This is a genomic window from Desulfoluna sp. CLI2B (assembly GCF_056847375.1).
Genome location: NZ_CP186557.1, coordinates 1,677,971 through 1,694,834, shown reverse-complemented (window position 1 = coordinate 1,694,834; position 16,864 = coordinate 1,677,971). Strand labels below are relative to the sequence as shown.

Annotated in this window: 15 protein-coding genes and 1 pseudogene; 5 read left to right on the top strand and 11 right to left on the bottom strand. The window is 60.1% G+C overall.

The window, feature by feature from the left end; all coding sequences use genetic code 11:
• Nucleotides 1-154 precede the first annotated feature (154 nt).
• From ACOYW2_RS08225 to ACOYW2_RS08185, 9 genes are all read right to left on the bottom strand, one after another.
• On the bottom strand, nucleotides 155-544 hold the full coding sequence (locus tag ACOYW2_RS08225; protein ID WP_482770081.1) for a nuclear transport factor 2 family protein: 390 nt from the start codon (nucleotides 542-544) through the stop codon (nucleotides 155-157).
• Nucleotides 545-717: 173 nt separating this feature from the next.
• Nucleotides 718-1,413: a prephenate dehydrogenase/arogenate dehydrogenase family protein gene (locus ACOYW2_RS08220; RefSeq protein WP_482770080.1), complete on the bottom strand. Its 696-nt coding sequence runs from the start codon at nucleotides 1,411-1,413 to the stop codon at nucleotides 718-720.
• Nucleotides 1,401-2,462, bottom strand: a complete 1,062-nt coding sequence (gene aroC / locus ACOYW2_RS08215) for a chorismate synthase (RefSeq protein WP_482770079.1) — start codon at nucleotides 2,460-2,462, stop codon at nucleotides 1,401-1,403. The genes ACOYW2_RS08220 and aroC overlap by 13 nt, the downstream gene beginning before the upstream one ends.
• A 314-nt stretch (nucleotides 2,463-2,776) precedes the next feature.
• Complete coding sequence (gene aroL / locus ACOYW2_RS08210; protein WP_482770078.1) at nucleotides 2,777-3,301, bottom strand: shikimate kinase AroL; 525 nt, start codon at nucleotides 3,299-3,301, stop codon at nucleotides 2,777-2,779.
• A 34-nt stretch (nucleotides 3,302-3,335) separates the two neighbouring features.
• Complete coding sequence (gene aroA, locus ACOYW2_RS08205) at nucleotides 3,336-4,595, bottom strand: 3-phosphoshikimate 1-carboxyvinyltransferase (RefSeq protein WP_482770077.1); 1,260 nt, start codon at nucleotides 4,593-4,595, stop codon at nucleotides 3,336-3,338.
• 215 nt (nucleotides 4,596-4,810) lie between these two features.
• Nucleotides 4,811-5,629, bottom strand: coding sequence for a shikimate dehydrogenase (locus tag ACOYW2_RS08200; RefSeq protein WP_482770076.1), 819 nt, complete (start codon nucleotides 5,627-5,629; stop codon nucleotides 4,811-4,813).
• Between the two features lie 4 nt (nucleotides 5,630-5,633).
• Entirely contained in the window at nucleotides 5,634-6,776 is a 1,143-nt protein-coding gene (gene pheA / locus ACOYW2_RS08195) for a prephenate dehydratase (RefSeq protein WP_482416695.1), read from the bottom strand.
• A 5-nt stretch (nucleotides 6,777-6,781) separates the two neighbouring features.
• Nucleotides 6,782-7,777: a 3-dehydroquinate synthase II gene (locus tag ACOYW2_RS08190; RefSeq protein ID WP_482770075.1), complete on the bottom strand. Its 996-nt coding sequence runs from the start codon at nucleotides 7,775-7,777 to the stop codon at nucleotides 6,782-6,784.
• Nucleotides 7,778-7,899: 122 nt separating this feature from the next.
• Entirely contained in the window at nucleotides 7,900-8,706 is an 807-nt protein-coding gene (locus tag ACOYW2_RS08185) for a 2-amino-3,7-dideoxy-D-threo-hept-6-ulosonate synthase (protein ID WP_482770074.1), read from the bottom strand.
• Between the two features lie 517 nt (nucleotides 8,707-9,223).
• Here ACOYW2_RS08185 and ACOYW2_RS08180 point away from each other — a divergent pair.
• The 5 genes and pseudogenes from ACOYW2_RS08180 to ACOYW2_RS08160 all read left to right on the top strand — a co-directional run bounded on the left by ACOYW2_RS08180 (nucleotide 9,224) and on the right by ACOYW2_RS08160 (nucleotide 13,318).
• Nucleotides 9,224-9,967 carry an RsmE family RNA methyltransferase gene (locus tag ACOYW2_RS08180; protein WP_482770073.1) on the top strand — a complete coding sequence of 248 codons (744 nt, stop codon included), beginning with the start codon at nucleotides 9,224-9,226 and terminating at the stop codon, nucleotides 9,965-9,967.
• 323 nt (nucleotides 9,968-10,290) lie between these two features.
• The gene (locus ACOYW2_RS08175) at nucleotides 10,291-10,791 is read left to right on the top strand and encodes an FKBP-type peptidyl-prolyl cis-trans isomerase (RefSeq protein ID WP_482416698.1); all 501 of its coding nucleotides are present in this window, start codon (nucleotides 10,291-10,293) and stop codon (nucleotides 10,789-10,791) included.
• Between the two features lie 289 nt (nucleotides 10,792-11,080).
• A complete protein-coding gene (locus ACOYW2_RS08170) occupies nucleotides 11,081-11,284 on the top strand; it encodes a hypothetical protein (protein ID WP_482771117.1) in 204 nt (67 codons plus the stop codon).
• Between the two features lie 25 nt (nucleotides 11,285-11,309).
• A pseudogene (locus ACOYW2_RS08165) lies at nucleotides 11,310-11,972 on the top strand (hypothetical protein); the annotation flags it as partial.
• Nucleotides 11,855-13,318 (top strand): cbb3-type cytochrome c oxidase subunit I, encoded by a 1,464-nt coding sequence (locus ACOYW2_RS08160; protein ID WP_482771002.1) that lies wholly within the window; start codon nucleotides 11,855-11,857, stop codon nucleotides 13,316-13,318. The pseudogene ACOYW2_RS08165 and the gene ACOYW2_RS08160, both read left to right, overlap by 118 nt.
• Nucleotides 13,319-13,827: 509 nt before the next feature.
• On the opposite strand, the gene ACOYW2_RS08155 is transcribed toward ACOYW2_RS08160, so the two are convergent.
• Complete coding sequence (locus ACOYW2_RS08155; RefSeq protein ID WP_482770072.1) at nucleotides 13,828-15,006, bottom strand: NAD(P)-dependent malic enzyme; 1,179 nt, start codon at nucleotides 15,004-15,006, stop codon at nucleotides 13,828-13,830.
• A 545-nt stretch (nucleotides 15,007-15,551) separates the two neighbouring features.
• Nucleotides 15,552-16,859: a 2-hydroxycarboxylate transporter family protein gene (locus ACOYW2_RS08150; protein WP_180140979.1), complete on the bottom strand. Its 1,308-nt coding sequence runs from the start codon at nucleotides 16,857-16,859 to the stop codon at nucleotides 15,552-15,554.
• Nucleotides 16,860-16,864: the final 5 nt, after the last annotated feature.

The following is a 16,864-nucleotide window of genomic DNA, read 5'->3' as shown; positions in this document are numbered from 1 at the left end:
GTCCTCAACGTAAAACAGCTGCACCACCCCAAAACAACGAGGAAAAATGCAGCTGTTTCATACGGATCGACAGGAGTCAAGTTCACGTCCCCATACCGGAGCATGAAAGGGTCAGCAATGCAAAAACCACCGTGCCGCCAATGACGTGGCCACCTTATCTGTTTTTTCCGCCACGAACATTCGCATGCTCATGCCGCAACGGATGCGTATCATAAATAATTCGCAGCGACTCAAATCGTCCATCGCCCCGGGATATGCCAAATACATCCACACACTCGAACTCAACCACGCGTCCGCCCTGCAGCGTCCACCTGTAATGAAAATGCAGGGCCACGGAGTCATCTGGTTCCGCACGGTCGAACACATGCAAAAGTGTGGTCTCCGACTGACGGGTGTCAGCAAATAACTCCCTGTAAAAATCAGCAGCAGGGACCTTTCCGTACAGGGGAGAATGGACCATGGCATTTTCTGTAAACAGGGCCAGGACTTTATCTAAATTGCCCTCGTTAAGTGCTTCAAGATAGGCTTCACACATCTCTTTCATCGTCAACGTCCTTCTAATACTATTGCACATCCCCGGCAACATCAGACCATGGACTTCAGGATTTTATTGGATTCCTCAAGGCCCGCCTCGCAACTGGGACCTAAAAAGGACCGGATCTCCGCCATATAGTCCAGCTCCCCGTCGGCTCCCACCATACACCACTGCGGTCTTTTTCAGCAGGCACCCCGAAGGCCTACAGCCAGTATCTCGCCCACGTAAGGATTGTCTCCCACCATGGCCGCATACAGGTCCGGGTCCTGGGCAAAAAGACGCCCGATGAGGTCGTTTTTCAGCTTGAAGATGGGCGTGGCATAGGCCTGGGCGTCATCCGGGGTGACCCCCAGCTTTTGAAGGGTCCGTCCCATGGCAATGGTCACCACGTGGGTCAGCCCCTGGGCCAGGGCCATGGCCCGGTCATGGTCTTCGGCGGCCATGCGCGACACCTGGGCCCCGCCCGCTGAAAACTCACGTTCAAGAAACGTTAGCCACCGCTCCCCTCGCCCCGGGGTGAGGATGATATTCTGGCCGACGACCCCGTCTGTATGGGGCCCGAACATGGGGTGGGTCCCCACCACCTCGCAGGAGGTGGCCGAAAGCATGGCACCGGTGATCTCTTCTTTGAGGGAGCAGATGTCAAAGAGGCCCTGCTCCCTGGACATGCGTGGTCCCAGCGATTCGGCCACGGCAGGGGCCACGTCCATGGGCGTGGCGATCATGATGAGATCACATCGCCTCGTCAGCTCTTCGGCCGTGGTGGTCGTGTCCACATCGGCCAGGAGCACCCGGTGACCCCGCCTCACAAACCAGGCGTCAAAGAGCCGTCCCATCCCCCCCTTGCCGCCGACAATCCCAAGGGTTACCTGTTCCATAACACCGCCCTCTGCCTTAAGAAATGATCCACCAGAACCAGGGCCACCATGGCTTCGCACACCACGTTCACCCGGGGAACGGCTGCCACATCGTGGCGACCGCGTGTGCGGATGGTGGTTGCCTCCCCACGGGTGTTGATGGTCTCCTGCTCCCGCGTAATGGACGGGATGGGCTTCACCGCCACGCGCATCACCAAAGGCGCCCCGCTGGAGATCCCTGCAAGAACGCCCCCGGCGTGATTGGAGGCAAACCCGTCCGGGGTGATGGGATCGTTGTTTTCAGAGCCCGTAAGCCTGGCCGCGTCAAAGCCGTCTCCGATCTCCACCCCCTTGACGGCGCCGATGCCCATGAGGGCCCCGGCCAGGGCTGCATCGAGCTTTTCAAACACGGGCTCCCCTAAACCTGCCGGAACCCCGTCGGCGATGATCTCCACCACCCCTCCCAGGGAATCGCCCTTCCGCCTCACCTCGTCCACCCGGGCGTCCATGGCCTCGGCAGCCTCGGCATCGGGACAGAGGTAAGGGTTTTCCGCCATGGTCCCGTAATCGCGTTTCAAGGCCCGCACCCCGCCCAGTTCAATGGTGGCGGCACGTACGGAGATCCCTGCGGCGGCCAGGATCTCACCTGCCAGGGCAGCTGCTGCAACCCGGCCCACGGTCTCCCGGGCCGAGGCCCGTCCACCGCCCCGGTAATCCCGGATTCCGTATTTGGCGTCGTAGGTGATGTCCCCGTGGCCGGGTCGGTAGAGATCCATGATGTCGGCGTAGGAACTTGACCGTGCATCCTTGTTGGCCACCATGATGGAGACCGGGGTGCCCGTGGTCTTGCCTTCGAAGACACCGGAAAGGATCCTCGCCCTGTCCGGCTCCTTTCGGGAGGTGCTGGTCTTGGCCCCTCCGGGCTTTCGCCGATCGAGCCACGCCTGGACATGCTCCTCGGTAAAGGGAATGCCTGCCGGGGCGCCGTCGATGACCACGCCCACGGCCTCTCCATGGGATTCTCCCCATGTGGTTATGCGAAACAAACCGCCAAGGGTGTTGCCTGCCATATATCTCTCTCCCTGGTATGCGAATGGATTCCCACCCGCGTCGGGCATCGCCCGGGTCAAAAATCAAAGTAGCTATTCAAATCAAAAAAGCATCCGGCGGCCCTGCCGGGGGCCAAACTTTTAAAAAGTTTGATAAACAGGTCTCAAGTGATAATTCATAGGCTCCGCCGAAACAATTCCGACATTTTCTTAGAAACGTTTTTTGCGGAGCTTTTTTTCGAAAAAGCGACCCGCCGGAGGCAACTGAACAGTTACAAATCAAAATAGATACTAACGGCTTTCGAGGTGGCACACCTCGCCGCCGGATGCTTGCCTTACGCGTCTTTCACCTGCCGCAGGATCTCTTCGGCCACCTCGTCCGGGGACATGCCGTCGGTGTCGATGACGATGTGGGCGGCCTCCCGGTACAGGGGTTCCCGCTCGGCAAGGACCGAGGCGATCTCATCGGCCACCTGCCCTCCGGTCAGGGAGGGCCGCTGCGAGGCCGTGGCCTCATCGGCGGTGATACGCCGGGCCAGGGTGCGGACCCGGGCCTTGAGCCAGATCACCACACCGGACTCACGCATGAGGCGCCGATTTTCAGGGCTTAAAACAATCCCGCCCCCGGTGGCCACCACTGCCTTTTCCCCATCGGCCACCTGCCTTAGGGCAAACCGTTCCAGCTTTCGAAAGCCCTCCCAGCCGTCCCGTTTTACAATCTCATCCACGCTGGCCCCGGCATAGCCGACGATAAACCCGTCGGTATCCACGACATGCCGGTGCATGCGCTCGGCCAGAATCCTGCCCACGGTGGTCTTTCCCGTGCAGCGATACCCTGTCAGGTAGATGTTGTTTCCCATGGCGTATTGCCTCGCTGTCTCTTGGCACCAATGTTTACTGCAAGGTCTCAAACACATCCCAATAGGTGGGGAAGGACTTCTTGACGCAACCGGGATCCAGGATACGAACCCCCGGGGTGGTGAGGCCCGCCACGGAAAAACTCATGGCCATGCGGTGGTCATCGTAGGTCTCCACGTCGGAGCCTGCCAGGGTGCCTCCGGTGATCTCCAGGCTGCTCTCCTTTGCCACGGCGTCGATGCCCATTTTTCGGAGTTCGGTGGCCACGCAGCCCAAACGGTCGCACTCTTTCTCGCGCAGGTGGGCCACGTTCTCGATGACCGTGGTGCCTTTGGCGTGGGCCGCCACCACGGCCAGGGTGGGCACCACATCGGGCATCAGGGCCATGTCCACGGTGACGGCGGAAAGTTCGCCTCCGGTGACCGTGGTGCCGTCCTCCTCGTGTGTGACGGTGCAGCCCATCTTCTCCAGGACGTCCACAAGGGCCACGTCCCCCTGGCGGGATTTTTTGGTGACGTTCATCACCTTGACGCTCTTGCCGGTCACGGCCGCAGCCGCCCAGAAGTAACTGGCGTTGGAGCCGTCGGGCTCGCAGTGGTAGGCTCCGGGACGGTAGCTCTGGTTGGGCGCCACTTTAAACACCTTGAAGTCGTCGTGGGTCACCTCAACGCCGAAGCGGCCCATGATGTCCAGGGTGATCTCCACGTAGGGCCTGGAGACCAGCTCACCTGCCACCATCACCTCGATCCCCTTCGGGGCATAGGGCCCGGCCAGGAGCAGGGAGGAGAGGAACTGGCTGCTGATGCGGCAGTCCAGGGTCACCTTGCCGCCCTCAAAATGCCCCCCCGTTACTTTTACGGGCGGGCAATCGGTGGGGTTCACGCACTGGGCCGGGACCCCGGCCTGGCGCATGGCCACCAAGAGGTCCTCAATGGGCCGCTCTCCCATGCGCTTGGTGCCGGTGAGCACCGTCTCCCCCTCACCCAGGGCGGCGATGCCCGTAAGCAGCCGCATGGACGTTCCGGAGTTGGCCAGGTAGATTGGCTCGGTACAGGCTTGCAGCCTGCCGCCGGTGCCGGTGACCACCATGGCCTCCCCGTCGTCTTCAATCACCGCGCCGAAGGCCCTTAAAGCGTCACGGGTCAACAGGGTGTCCTCGCTTCGCAAAAGGCCTGTAATCCGGCTCTTTCCGTCTGCCAGGGCCGCTGCAATGAGCAGCCGGTGGGAGTAACTCTTGGACCCCGGAAGGGTCACCTCAACCTTATCTCTGCCCATGCCGGGCGTAATCTCTCTCATGGTCTGCCTCATCTGCAATCTGAGAAAATCGATTATAAAAATGCCTCCGGCGGCCAGGGGATAATCCCCTGGACCCCAGGTTCGCGAATGCTCCAACCCTTAGGCCTCGGGTTGTCACATTCGCTGACGGGCTGCGCTGATATTTTTTACAACATCCCTCAGAAAATCCGAAGGGCGCTCATGCCACGGCGTTGCCATTCACTACTCACTACTCACTACTCACTATTCAATGCCTCCAGCACAGTACGCCGCATCAGCTCCACCGGGGCCGTTTGGCCTGTCCAGAGCTCACACTGGGCAACGGCCTGGAAGACAAACATGGCCGTGCCGTCCACCGTGGGGCACCTTTTGGCCCGGGCCGCAGCCAGAAGGGCTGTCTCCAGAGGGTTGTACACGATGTCCATGACCAGGGTCCGGGAGGTCAGGCCCTCCACGGATACGGGCATCGCCTCGGTGCGGGGCACCATGCCCACGGAGGTGGCGTTGATCAAAATATCCACCCCGGCCAGGTCCAGGTGGTCAAGGGCGGTAAACCCGGCGCCAAGGTCCCGGGCCAGGGCCTGCCCCTTCTCTTCACCGCGGTTGGCGATCACAAGGGAGCCGCCCCTCTGCACGATGCCGTACCCCACGGCACGGGCAGCGCCTCCGGCGCCGATGAGGGCCACCTTTTTCCCGGCGATGGAACCCCTGGTCTCCAGGGCCCGCATGGCCCCTTCCGCGTCCGTGTTGAACCCCACAAGCCTGCCGTCGCGATTAACGATGGTATTCACCGCCCCGATCTTTCGAGCGGTGTCGTCCACCTCGTCCAGATGGGCCATCACCTCGGTCTTGTGGGGAATGGTGACGCTTGCCCCGCCCATGTTCAGGTGGCGCATGGCTAAAGCCGCCCCTTTGGCCTCATCCAGGCCAAAGGCAAGGTAGACGGCGTTTACCCCCAGGGCGTCAAAGGCGGCGTTGTGCATGGCCGGACCCAGGCTGTGGGTTACGGGATTCCCAAACACCCCGAAGAGCTGCGTTTTTGCATCGATTCCCATGGCATCACACCTCCAGGGAGCTTTCATCGGCGCTGCGGTACCCGCCGTGGGCCCCTTTGGCGTAGGAGCCAAGGACCTTGAGATAAAGGCAAAGCCCCTTCATGGTGGCCAGCACCCGCTTCACCCGGGCGTCGTCTTTGTGGCCTTCGATGTCCATGATAAAAAAGTAGCTCCAGTTTTCCCGCTTGGTGGGCCGGGACTCCAGCTTCACCATGTTGAGCCCGGCGTCGGCCACCGGCTCCAGGGTGGTAAACAGGGCGCCTGGGATATGGGAGGTCACGAACATCACCGAGGTCTTGTCGTCCCCTGTGGGGCCCTGCTCTTCTTTGCCCAGGACGAGGAACCGGGTTTCGTTCCTGGAAGAGTCCTCGATCTTGGACTCCACCACCCGCAGGCCGTAGACCTGGGCCGCCTTGGAGCTGGCGATGGCCGCGGATTTGGGGTTGGCCGCCGCCTTCAAAGCGGCCTGGGCCGTGCTGCTGCACTCCTCCAGCACCACGTCGGGCAGGTTCCGCTGGAGCCAGCTCCGACACTGGGCAAAGGGCTGGGGATGGGAATAGACCACCTCCACCTCGTCGAGGTTCCCCCAAAGGGAGAGAAGGTCGTGGCTGATGGTCTGATAATACTCCGCCGTGATGGTGACCTCCGACTCAAAAAGCAGGTCCTGGGTATGGGTCACCGCCCCTTCAATGGAGTTTTCAACGGGCACCACCCCGTACTGGCAGCCTCCGCGCTCCACTTCCGCGAAGATTTCAGCGATGTTGCGGTAGGGGGCAAAGCGCCCCGAATGGCGAAAGTGGTTGAGGGCCGCCAGGTGGCTGTGGGTGGCCTCCGGCCCCAGGTACGCGATGGTCAGGGGTTTCTGGAGCTCCCTGGACGCCGCCATGATGACGCTGAAAATGTATTGAAGCACGGTGTCGTCCACCGGCCCCTCGTTGAGGCGGCAGATGCGGTCCATGATCAGGGATTCCCGGGACCGGTCCAGAACCTTGCTGTCGTAGCGGCGCTTCAGCTCCCCCACGGCCGCGCTCACGCCCAGCCGCTGGTTGATGAGGGCCACGATCTGGGTGTCGATGCCGTCGATTTTCTCCCGCAGACCGGCCAGCTCTTTTTCAAAGGAGTCCCCATCGGGGTGAGGCTTTTCCATGGTGGTTACTTCTCCGTAATGGTTTCGTCGACCTTGTGACCGAAATGGCGACCGCCCTCTTCATGGTAGGCCAACACGCGATCCCCCGGTGCAAGGGACACCACGGATACGGGCTCACCCTCGGGGGAGGTCAGGCGAATGGTCTCGGCGTTCTGGACGATGGTGGCAACACCCTTGTCCCCGATACGCGCCTTGATAAGGAGCATGGGGCGTTTCTCGATTTTCAGTCGTCCCACCACGGCGCTTGAAACGGAGCCGTCGTGGTTGACGATCTCCACCTCATCACCGGCCTCCAGCTCGCTCAGGTACCGGGTGCGCCCGCCGGGGACACGGGTGTAGGCATGCACTGCACCGGCGTTAACCCTGAAGGGCCTCGGCGCCACATAGGGGTTGGAGACGGTCTCGGCATGGACCAGAAACAGGGCGCTGCTTGAATTGCCCACCAGCATGCCCTGGCCTTTCTCCATGTTCAGGCAGGTGTCCACACAGACGCGATCGCCCATGCCAATGTTCTTCACGTCGATGACCTCGGCCTCCACCAGGGAGAGGCTCCCGGTCTCGCCCTTGAGAAGCTCCAGGGTCTTTTTCAGCTCCATGGGATCCCGGGTGTCGAGCATCACCTGCTTCACCCCTTTTTCCAGGATGCCGAAGGCCAGCTGGGCCTCGTCAAAGGAGTGTACCAGGGCCGCCACGTCCGCGCCCTTGGCGATGAGGTTCTCCAGGGGGATGATGGTCCAGTCCGTGCATTCCAGGATCACCAGCTTCTGGGCGGCAAGGCGACAGATAGCCTCCTCGTCGTCACCGCTGGTGATGGTGAAGATCTCCACGTCCTTGCCCGGGACCATATCACCGTCGTCACAGATGGTGACGACACGGCCCAGCTCCTTGACCTTTTCCGAGCATCCGTCGGGGACCATGATTCCGTCAGCACCTGACTCCAGGGCCGTGAGCACCAGTTCTTTGTCCCAGGGGTCTGCTTTTACCCATATTTTTCTCATCATCAAACCGTCCTTCATGTTTAAATGCATACATTCCGTTTCAGGAAGATATAAAATATCAATACCCTTGCAGGATAGCCCTGCGAATTAGGCGTTGGCAGCGGGTCATCCCTAAGCCGGCGCCCTTAAGCCATGGACTCCAGGTGATCCAGTGCCTCATCCACGGAGAGGTCCTGATGGATGATCATGTGCATGGCCTTGACGAGGTTTTCCGGGTCGCGATGCTGGAACACGTTGCGGCCGATGGAGATACCGGCACCGCCCGCGTCGATGGATCCCTTGACCATCTCCAGGATCTCCCGGTCGGAATCCATGGTTTCGCCCCCGGCGATGACCACGGGCACGTTGCACCCCTCGGTGACCTCATGGAAACTCTCCGGGCTTCCCGTGTAGTTTACCTTGACGATGTCCGCCCCCAGCTCACCGCCCACCCGGGCCGCATGCTTGACGAAATTCACATCGTAGCTGTTGGTGATCTTTTCGCCGCGGGCGTAGCACATGGCCAGGAGGGGCAATCCCCAGGTGCGGCAATCCGCGCTGACCCGGCCGAAGTCGTGGAGCATCTCCTTTTCGTCGGCGTCCCCCAGGTTCAGGTGAAGAGAGACGGCGTCGGCCCCGAGCTTGATGGCTTCTTCAACACTGCAGACCAGGGTTTTTGCGTTGGGAAAGGGGGAAAGGCAGGTGGAAGCGGAGAGGTGGATGATCAGGCCGATGTCGGGGCCGGTACCCCGGAGCCCTTCGGCCACAAGGCCCTTGTGCTCCACAATGGCGTTGGCGCCTCCGTTGGCGACCTTCTGAATGGTGGATTTCATGTCGATGACCCCTTTGATGGGGCCCACGGTGGTCCCATGATCCATGGGGACGATGATGGTGCGGCCGGTGGTTCTGTTGAAAATCCGTTCAAAACGAATCATCTTGCCGATGCTGCTCATGGTGTTCTCCTTCAGCGAATGGCCCCTCTCACAAGAGGCGCCCGAGGGTTTGAAGCATAAAAAAAGGCCGTGAAAGGTATCTTCCACGGCCTGGGTGCTTCTTTTTTGCTGATCTGGAGTGCCGTGGGACCTTGTGTTGGTCTACCCACGGCTGTTTTACGCTTACAAGTGTGTGTGGTTCAGCGCATGCCTGGGTACACCGATGTGATACCAGTAATAAAAATAATAAAATGCGCTGAAAAATCGAATCATTTTTTTTCTCTTTGCCGATTATCTGTACGTTTCACATGCGAAAGGCGCGTGTCGCCTTCCGTCACTTTTAGCGATAAAACTTCGTGAAGAATTAATCTATGGAAATGAGGTTGTCAAGATGTTATTTACCGAAAGATACCGGCCGGGGGTGCTTCCCGGCCCCGGCGAACAGTTACTACAGACAGTAACAATGCGCATATCCGGCCGCTGACCCCTGCGGATCGCGCCCACCATTTTCCCGAGAAAAAAGGAACACAACGAGCCCATGAGACGCTTTTTCATCAACAAAGAGGACATCACGGACACCCACGGCACCATCACAGGAGACGAAGCGCGTCACATGACGCGGGTACTCCGGCTGAAGCCCGGGAACACCGTCATCCTCCTTGACGGCCAGGGTGGAGAGTACGATGCCGTCATCGACGAAATCCGGGAACAAAGCGTCTCCGTCACCCTCTCCGCCTCCCGGCAGGAGACCCCCTCCTCAATGCCGTCCATCACCCTCTGCCAGGCCTTTTTAAAAGAGAAAAAGATGGACGACCTGGTGCGCCACCTGACCGAACTGGGCATGGCGGCCTTTCAGGCCTTCTTTTCCAGCCGCGTGGTGGCCCGTCCCAAAGGGGACAAACTGGAAAAACGCGAAGCCCGATGGGAAAAGATCGCCGGAGAAGCCGTCAAGCAGTGCGGACGCACCACGGCCCCTGCCATCTGCGGCACCACTGAGCTGAAAACCCTGCTTGAAGGGCTGCCCTCCGGCCCCCACACCCTGAAGCTCTTCTTCTGGGAAGAGGCCCAGGTCTCCTTTAAAGAGTTGGGCGCCATGAACACGACCGGCATCACCGACATCACCCTGATCATCGGCCCCGAGGAGGGTTGCCAGCGGAAGAGGCCGAGCTGGCCAGGGAAGCGGGGTGCCTCGTTGCCGATTGGCACGCGCATCCTCCGGGCGGAGGCGCCCGTTGGCTGCCCTCTCCATCGTCCAATACCTGTTCGGGGATATGTAATGTAGCCCGGGCATTTCATGGGAAACGCCAGACCGAATCAATAAGGGGACACCCATCCTCACCGTTATCAGATCCTTCGACTCGTGAAATGCCCGGGTTAAGGGCGCCCCTTCACAAACCGCCCTTGACAAGTGACCAATCACCCCTATCTTTAACTGAAGTTCATGTCCTGCGGAACATTGCCGTCCCGGGACTCATCAATTCTTTTGCCGACGAGCCCCTTATCCAGGGGTCATCAAGGGTTGGATACCTATGGATGCCCCGGACCCCGCCGTCACCCGGTCTGGTTGTTCCCGGGCCATCGCAAGTCTTCCAAAAAGGAGACCCCATGGAAAAAGTAGAAAACGGATTGTTCGTTCAGGTCGCATATAAAGGAACCCTTGCCGACGGCGAAGTCTTTGACAGCAGTGAAGGACGCGATCCCCTTGAAGTACAGATGGGAACCGGCCAGTTGATCCCCGGGTTTGAAGCGGCCCTGATGGACCTTTCGGTGGGTGACAAAAAAACCTTCACCTTAGGGCCTGAAGATGCATACGGCGAACGTTCCGATGATCACACCATGGACTTTCCCGCTTCCGACGTTCCCCCGGAAATGAACCCCCAGGTGGGCCAGGCCATTGCCCTGTCCACCCCCCAGGGCCAGCAGGTACCGGCGGTCATTACCCACGTGGACGACGAAAAGGTCAGCGTGGACCTGAACCACCCCCTGGCCGGCAAGACCCTCACCTTTGAGATCGAAGTGGTGGGTATCTCCAAAGAGGCCACCCAGCAGCCCGCGGGAGGATGTTCCCCCAGCGATTGCAGCGGGTGCGGAGGCGGTTGTCACTGATCCGAACCGGGCCCTTTCTCCTTTAGGGCCCGTCCGTATAGCAAGCCGATGCCCCGGGGCCACTGGCCGCGGGGCTTTTTTATTTTATTCTCCCTTTACTCCCTTCCGCGTCAAGGCCAATCGTTGACGCCTCCCTCCAGAAAGAGTACTATCCTTTCAACATTCCTACGCATTGAGCCGTCGGCGACCACCCCGGAGCCCCTCCCCTGCCGGCAGATTCCCCAAGGTCGATCGCCCTTCCAACGACACAGGACTCACTCACACAGAGGTGTGCCATGCTCGCCAACAGATGAAACTCTATTTTCTCCTGGCCATTGTCAGCTCCATCGCCATCGCATTGGTCGGCTTCGTGTACACAAAAAAAGACCTTCCCCCCTACCCCGGCACCGTCAAATCCATGTACGGCCAGACCCTTTCAAGCAAAAACGCCATTATGGCGGGCCAGCAGGTATGGCAACGGTTCGGCCTCATGGACCTGGGCCACATCACCTAACCGTTCTGCCGGGGGCCCGGACTTCACAGCCCAGGCCCTGCACAACATGGGCGTCACCATGCGGGAAGTGATGGCCCTTCAGCGTTTTCGCACCAGCTATGACAGGCTCCTGACAGAAGAAAAAGGGGCGGTGGACGCGGTAGTTATCAACCAGATCAAAACCAATCGCTACGACAAAGAGAGCGACACCCTGACCCTGACCTCCCTTCAGGTGGCAGCCCTGTTCAAAAACCGCGACTTTTATCACAGGCTCTTCACCGAAGGGGACGAAAACGGCCCCATCAACCCCGGCACCATCACCGACCCGACCCAGCTCCGGGATCTGGCCGACTTCTTCTTCTGGACAGCCTGGTGCGCCGGGACCATACGCCCGGGAGACACCCACACCTACACCAACAACTGGCCCCACGACCCCAGCGTGGGCAACATGGTCTCGGGCAAATCCCTGGTCTGGTCGGCCATCTCCCTGGTGGCCTTCGGGCTCTGCCTGGGGGGCATGGGTGCCCTCTGCCCCACAAATACGGGTTCAACAAAGGCGCCCAGGGCTATAAGCCGGAGCCTGCCATGGCCCTGGCCGGTGCCCCCATCTCGGCCAGCCAGAAAAAGGCCGCCAAGTTCTTCCTGGTGGTGGCAGCCCTCTTCTTTGTGCAGGTCAACGTCGGGGGGCTCATGGCCCACTACACGGTGAGCCCGGACTCCTTTTACGGCCTCAAGGCCATCGCCGCCTTTATCCCCTACAACTGGGTCAAATCCTGGCACCTGCAGCTGGCGATCTTCTGGATTGCCGTCTCATGGATCGGCATGACCCTGTTCGTGGCTCCCATGGTGGGCAACCGGGAGCCCAAAGGGCAAGGCTTCCTCGTGGATTTTCTCTTTATTGCGGTTCTCATAGTTGCCGTTGGCAGCCTCACAGGGGAAGTCCTGGGCATCAAGGGAATGCTTGCAGACTACTGGTTCTGGCTGGGACACCAGGGGTGGGAATACCTGGAGCTGGGACGACTCTGGCAGATCCTTCTCTTCATCGGCCTCATCCTCTGGCTCTTTCTGGTGGTCAGGGCCCTGAAGGATCACTTCAAGGCAGGACAGGACAAGTGGGGGCTTCCCAATTTCCTGGCTTACTCCGGGGTGGCCGTGGTGGGATTTTTCAGTTTCGGACTCACCTACGACCCCCAGACCCACATCACCATCGCCGACTTCTGGCGCTGGTGGGTGGTCCACACCTGGGTGGAGGGAGCCTTTGAGTTCTTCGCGGCTGCGGCCGTGGCCTTTGTCATGGTCAACCTCGGGCTGGTGCGCCTGGAGGCCGGTCTCCGGGCCGTCTACTTCACCGTGGGCCTCGCCCTTTTTGCGGGCATCATCGGGGTGGGGCACCACTACTACTGGTTCGGTGAGCCCTCCCTCTGGCTCGCCCTGGGGTCCACCATCTCCGCCCTGGAGCCGGTGCCCATCCTCCTTCTCCTCTCCGAGGTGTGGCACGGCCAGAGCGCCCTGGTCAAGGGGGGCAGCGACTTCCCTTACAAATACCCCCTGATGTTCCTCATGGCCGCCATCTGCTGGGAGTTTGTGGGGGCCGGTGTCATGGGCCTCTCCATCACCACCCCGGTGGTCAACTACTACGAACACGCCACCTACCTCACCGTCAACCACGGCCACACCGCCCTGTTCGGGACCTACGGAATCCTGGGTATCGGCCTCGCCCTGTTTTCCATGCGCGGGCTGGTGGAAGACAAGGGATGGAGCCCCACCCTGCTCAAGCTCAGCTTCTGGAGCATCAACATCGGGCTCTTTGTCATGTTCACCGCCACCCTCCTGCCCACGGGGATCCTCCAGGTGCTGGACAACATCAACCACGGGTTCTGGCACGCCCGTTCCAACGCCTTCTGGTCCAGGGACATCATCCAGCTCCTCGGCAACACCCGCATGGTGCCCGATGTCATGATCATCATCGGGTCCGGGGCCTTTCTCCTGTTTATGCTCAAAGCCATGGGGAATCTGAAAAAGGTAACCATCGGCTCAGGCGAGCCCTTTGCGTAAGTATGCCTTCTATGGTTAAAGTGCATGGAAAAACCTGCCTCCGGCGGCGAGGTGAGCCACCTCGAAAGCTTATTGCCATTGCGCTTTGCCCTTCGTTCCTCAGGGCAAAGCGCAATGGCCTTCGGCTCGGGCTGCGCCCGACATGAACGCTGATGGTTTATGCGGACTGGATCGCAAGCTTCGACGTTACAGGATACGTTGTCACCACTTGCCCTGTGTTGATTTAACCGCACGGCCTCCGGCGGCGAGGTATGCCATCTCGAAAGCTGGTTGCCATTGAGCTTCGCCCTTCGTTCCTCAGGGCAAATCGCAATGGCATTCGAATGAAGTTTGTTGAGGTAAAACGTGGCAGGCACGGTGCATGAAAGCCGAAACAAACATACCCAGACAATTCAATTGCCTGGGTATGGGGCTTGCTTCGATCAGGCCCGGTGATTCAGGTCGGCACCAATCAAAAAAACTGTTTATCAAACGTTTGGCCTCCGGCAGGGCCGCCGGAGGCTTTTTTTTTATGATTTCTGCGTGGCAGCGCCCGACTCAAATGCCGCCTGCTTCACGGCTTCGGCAACGCGCTTGCCCACGCGCCGGTCCAGGGCATCGGGGATCACATACTCGGCGGTGAGTTCGTCGTCACCGATGATGCCTGCGATGGCATAAGCGGTGGCAAGGGTCATGGCGCTGTTGATCTCCCGGGCCCGGGCGTCCAGGGCGCCGCGGAAGATGCCGGGAAAGGCCAGGACGTTGTTTACCTGGTTGGGAAAATCGGAACGGCCGGAGCCCACCACAGCGGCCCCTGCGGCCCGGGCGTCGTCGGGCATGATCTCCGGGGTGGGGTTGGCCATGGCAAAGACCACGGCGCCTTCGTTCATGGAGGAGACCATCTCCTTGCTCACCACGTTGCCTGCAGAGACGCCGATGAACACATCGGCGCCTGCCATGGCGTCGGCCAGGTTACCCGTGCATTTCTCTTTGTTGGTCAGGCACGCCAGGGCTTCCAGGTGGGGCGGGTTGTCCCCGCACTGTCGGCAGAGGATCCCGCTCTTGTCGCAGGCCAGGATGTCTGTGACGCCCAGTTCCAGGAGAAGCTTGATGATGGCTCCCCCGGCTGCACCGGCCCCGTTGACCACCACGCGCACCTCGGAAAGGTTTTTCTTCACCACTTTCAAGGCGTTGATGAGGGCGGCGGCCACCACAATGGCCGTGCCGTGCTGGTCGTCATGGAAAACCGGAATCTCCAGTTCGGCTTTGAGCCGCTCTTCGATCTCCATACAGCGGGGTGCGGAGATGTCCTCCAGGTTGATGCCGCCGAAGGTGGGGGCGATCATCTTTACGGACTGGACGATCTCTTCCACGTCGGTGCTGGCTAAACAAATGGGAAAGGCATCCACATCGGCGAACTCCTTGAAGAGAATGGCCTTGCCCTCCATCACAGGCATGGCCGCCTCGGGACCGATGTCCCCCAGGCCGAGGACGGCGGTGCCGTCGGTGACCACAGCCACGAGGTTCCCCTTGGCCGTGTATCGGTACACCTCGTCTTTGGTCCCGCTGATCTCCCGGCATGGCTGGGCCACCCCGGGGGTGTACGCCAGGCTCAAGTCATCCCGATTCTCGACGGCCACCTTGGAGACCACCTCGATTTTACCCACACTCTTCTCGTGAAGCGCTAAGCTCGCCGCGTTGTAATCCATGTTCAGTTTCCTTCCCCTCCGGTCGGTTCCGCTCCGAAGTGCTCATCATGGGACCGGAGTCATTGCGATCATTGATAGAACAAACTGTCCGAATCCTTGGATTCGGGTCTCTCTTTACCTCAAGGTGGCGTGCCATGTCCCGCCCTTATTTGATCCTGCCCGGGGTGTTTCCATGGGCCCACAGGCCATCCATGAAAGAGACCTGTGAGATCACAGCGTTTTTTTGTCATTCCCCGGCACAATCCGCCGCCATAAAAAAAACGTGTACCGATTCAGCTTGCCTCCGGCGACAAGGTGGGGGCACCTTGAAACCCTGTGGCGAATGCCTGGAGACTGCCATTATGCAATCGTTTTCGGGGCATTCGCGTGATGTGTGACATAAGGCAACCGCTTTTGCCGGAGAGGCCCGTTTCATTCGTCTGGAAACACGATTCAAGGCACGTTGAACTCGCTTGACTTTAAGGGAAATACCCCCAACGACAAAACACCCCCCGGCATCATTGCCGAAGGGTGTTTTGATCGGGGGGATAGCCCGGGAGGTTACCTTACATAATCATCTTCAGCAGGGCGGTTGCCAGGATCAGCATAAAGGCCCCGCCGATTCGTGAGGAAATCTGAGCAAAGGGCATAAGGTCCATGCGCTTGGAGGCGGAGAGAACCGCCACGTCGCCGGTGCCGCCCATGTTGGCCATGCAGAGCCCGCCGGTGATGGCGGCTTCGATGGGGTAGAACCCAAAGAGACGGCCCACAAAGCCGGAACCGATGATGGAGCCCACCACGGTGACGGCCACCAGGACCACATACTGGATGGAGAAGGCGTCGATGACCTGGTTCAGGTTGGTGTAGGCCACACCGATGCCCACGAGAAGGGCCGGGGTCATGCTGACCATGACGAAGCGGAACCACTGGAAGGCCCCCAGCTCGTATTTACGGGGAAGGATCCCCAGGGCCTTGACCACGGCCACGCTGATGATCATCAGGGCATAGGAGTGCAGGGGAATAAAGCTGCCGAGGAGTTTGCCGAAGACGAAGAAGGTGGTGGCCATGAGCAGGCCGATGCCCATGAGTTGATAATCGATGGAGGTCTCTTCCTCGGTCTCCTCGGCCACGGCGTCCTGATTTTTCATGAGGGTGCCGTTGCCCGTGAGGGAGGGAGAAGATTTGCCGATCCTGTCCAGGATACCTGCGGCCACGATGGCAAAGGCGTTGCCCAGGGCCAGGGCGGGCACCATGCGGGACATCATGGCCGCAGGGTCGAGGTTCAGGGTGCTGCCGAAGATCTGGGACAGGGGAACCGCCCCTGCGCCCATGCCGCCGCCCATGATGGGAATGGCGATGTAGAGAATGGCCTCTTTAAACCCGTAGCCCATGAGCATACCCACGGTCCCGGTCATGAGAATGGAGACGAGCACGCCCCCAAGGATCACCGGCAGGTACCTCACGGAGGCGCGGATCAGGAGCTTGCGGTCCATGCCCAGGATACTGCCCGTGATAAGGGCCGCGATGTAGAAGCTCAGAAAGCTCTCGCTCTTCATGAAGCTGGTCATGATCTTCACCGAGGGCTGGGGAAGAACCCCATAGGTGACCAGGGCGGCAGAGCCGAAGATAATCAGGATGGGCCCGCCCCCCAAGTAATCCTTGATGCCGGGGGTGCGGTCACCGATTTCATTGAAAATGGCGCCCAGGGCCATCATCAGGGGCAAAGCCCCCACCATGCCCTTGGGAAGAACCTGGAGATAGGTGGTGAGAAACACCACGCCGGTTAACACGAGAAAAAACGGAAGGGGAATCCCCATGATCTTGTAGTCGCGAAGGCCCTGTGCGGGCATGACGGCGGTCGTTGCTGTGGACATCTTCA

What these genes read in the sequence shown, in the direction of transcription:
- ACOYW2_RS08150 (WP_180140979.1), bottom strand. Translation starts at nt 16,859, where the DNA reads ATGTCCACAGCAACGACCGCCGTCATGCCCGCACAGGGCCTTCGCGAC.
- aroA (WP_482770077.1), bottom strand. Translation starts at nt 4,595, where the DNA reads ATGAGAGAGATTACGCCCGGCATGGGCAGAGATAAGGTTGAGGTGACC.
- pheA (WP_482416695.1), bottom strand. Translation starts at nt 6,776, where the DNA reads ATGGAAAAGCCTCACCCCGATGGGGACTCCTTTGAAAAAGAGCTGGCC.
- aroC (WP_482770079.1), bottom strand. Translation starts at nt 2,462, where the DNA reads ATGGCAGGCAACACCCTTGGCGGTTTGTTTCGCATAACCACATGGGGA.
- ACOYW2_RS08180 (WP_482770073.1), top strand. Translation starts at nt 9,224, where the DNA reads ATGAGACGCTTTTTCATCAACAAAGAGGACATCACGGACACCCACGGC.
- ACOYW2_RS08175 (WP_482416698.1), top strand. Translation starts at nt 10,291, where the DNA reads ATGGAAAAAGTAGAAAACGGATTGTTCGTTCAGGTCGCATATAAAGGA.
- ACOYW2_RS08155 (WP_482770072.1), bottom strand. Translation starts at nt 15,006, where the DNA reads ATGGATTACAACGCGGCGAGCTTAGCGCTTCACGAGAAGAGTGTGGGT.
- aroL (WP_482770078.1), bottom strand. Translation starts at nt 3,301, where the DNA reads ATGGGAAACAACATCTACCTGACAGGGTATCGCTGCACGGGAAAGACC.
- ACOYW2_RS08185 (WP_482770074.1), bottom strand. Translation starts at nt 8,706, where the DNA reads ATGAGCAGCATCGGCAAGATGATTCGTTTTGAACGGATTTTCAACAGA.
- ACOYW2_RS08170 (WP_482771117.1), top strand. Translation starts at nt 11,081, where the DNA reads ATGAAACTCTATTTTCTCCTGGCCATTGTCAGCTCCATCGCCATCGCA.
- ACOYW2_RS08220 (WP_482770080.1), bottom strand. Translation starts at nt 1,413, where the DNA reads ATGGAACAGGTAACCCTTGGGATTGTCGGCGGCAAGGGGGGGATGGGA.
- ACOYW2_RS08200 (WP_482770076.1), bottom strand. Translation starts at nt 5,629, where the DNA reads ATGGGAATCGATGCAAAAACGCAGCTCTTCGGGGTGTTTGGGAATCCC.
- ACOYW2_RS08190 (WP_482770075.1), bottom strand. Translation starts at nt 7,777, where the DNA reads ATGATGAGAAAAATATGGGTAAAAGCAGACCCCTGGGACAAAGAACTG.
- ACOYW2_RS08225 (WP_482770081.1), bottom strand. Translation starts at nt 544, where the DNA reads ATGAAAGAGATGTGTGAAGCCTATCTTGAAGCACTTAACGAGGGCAAT.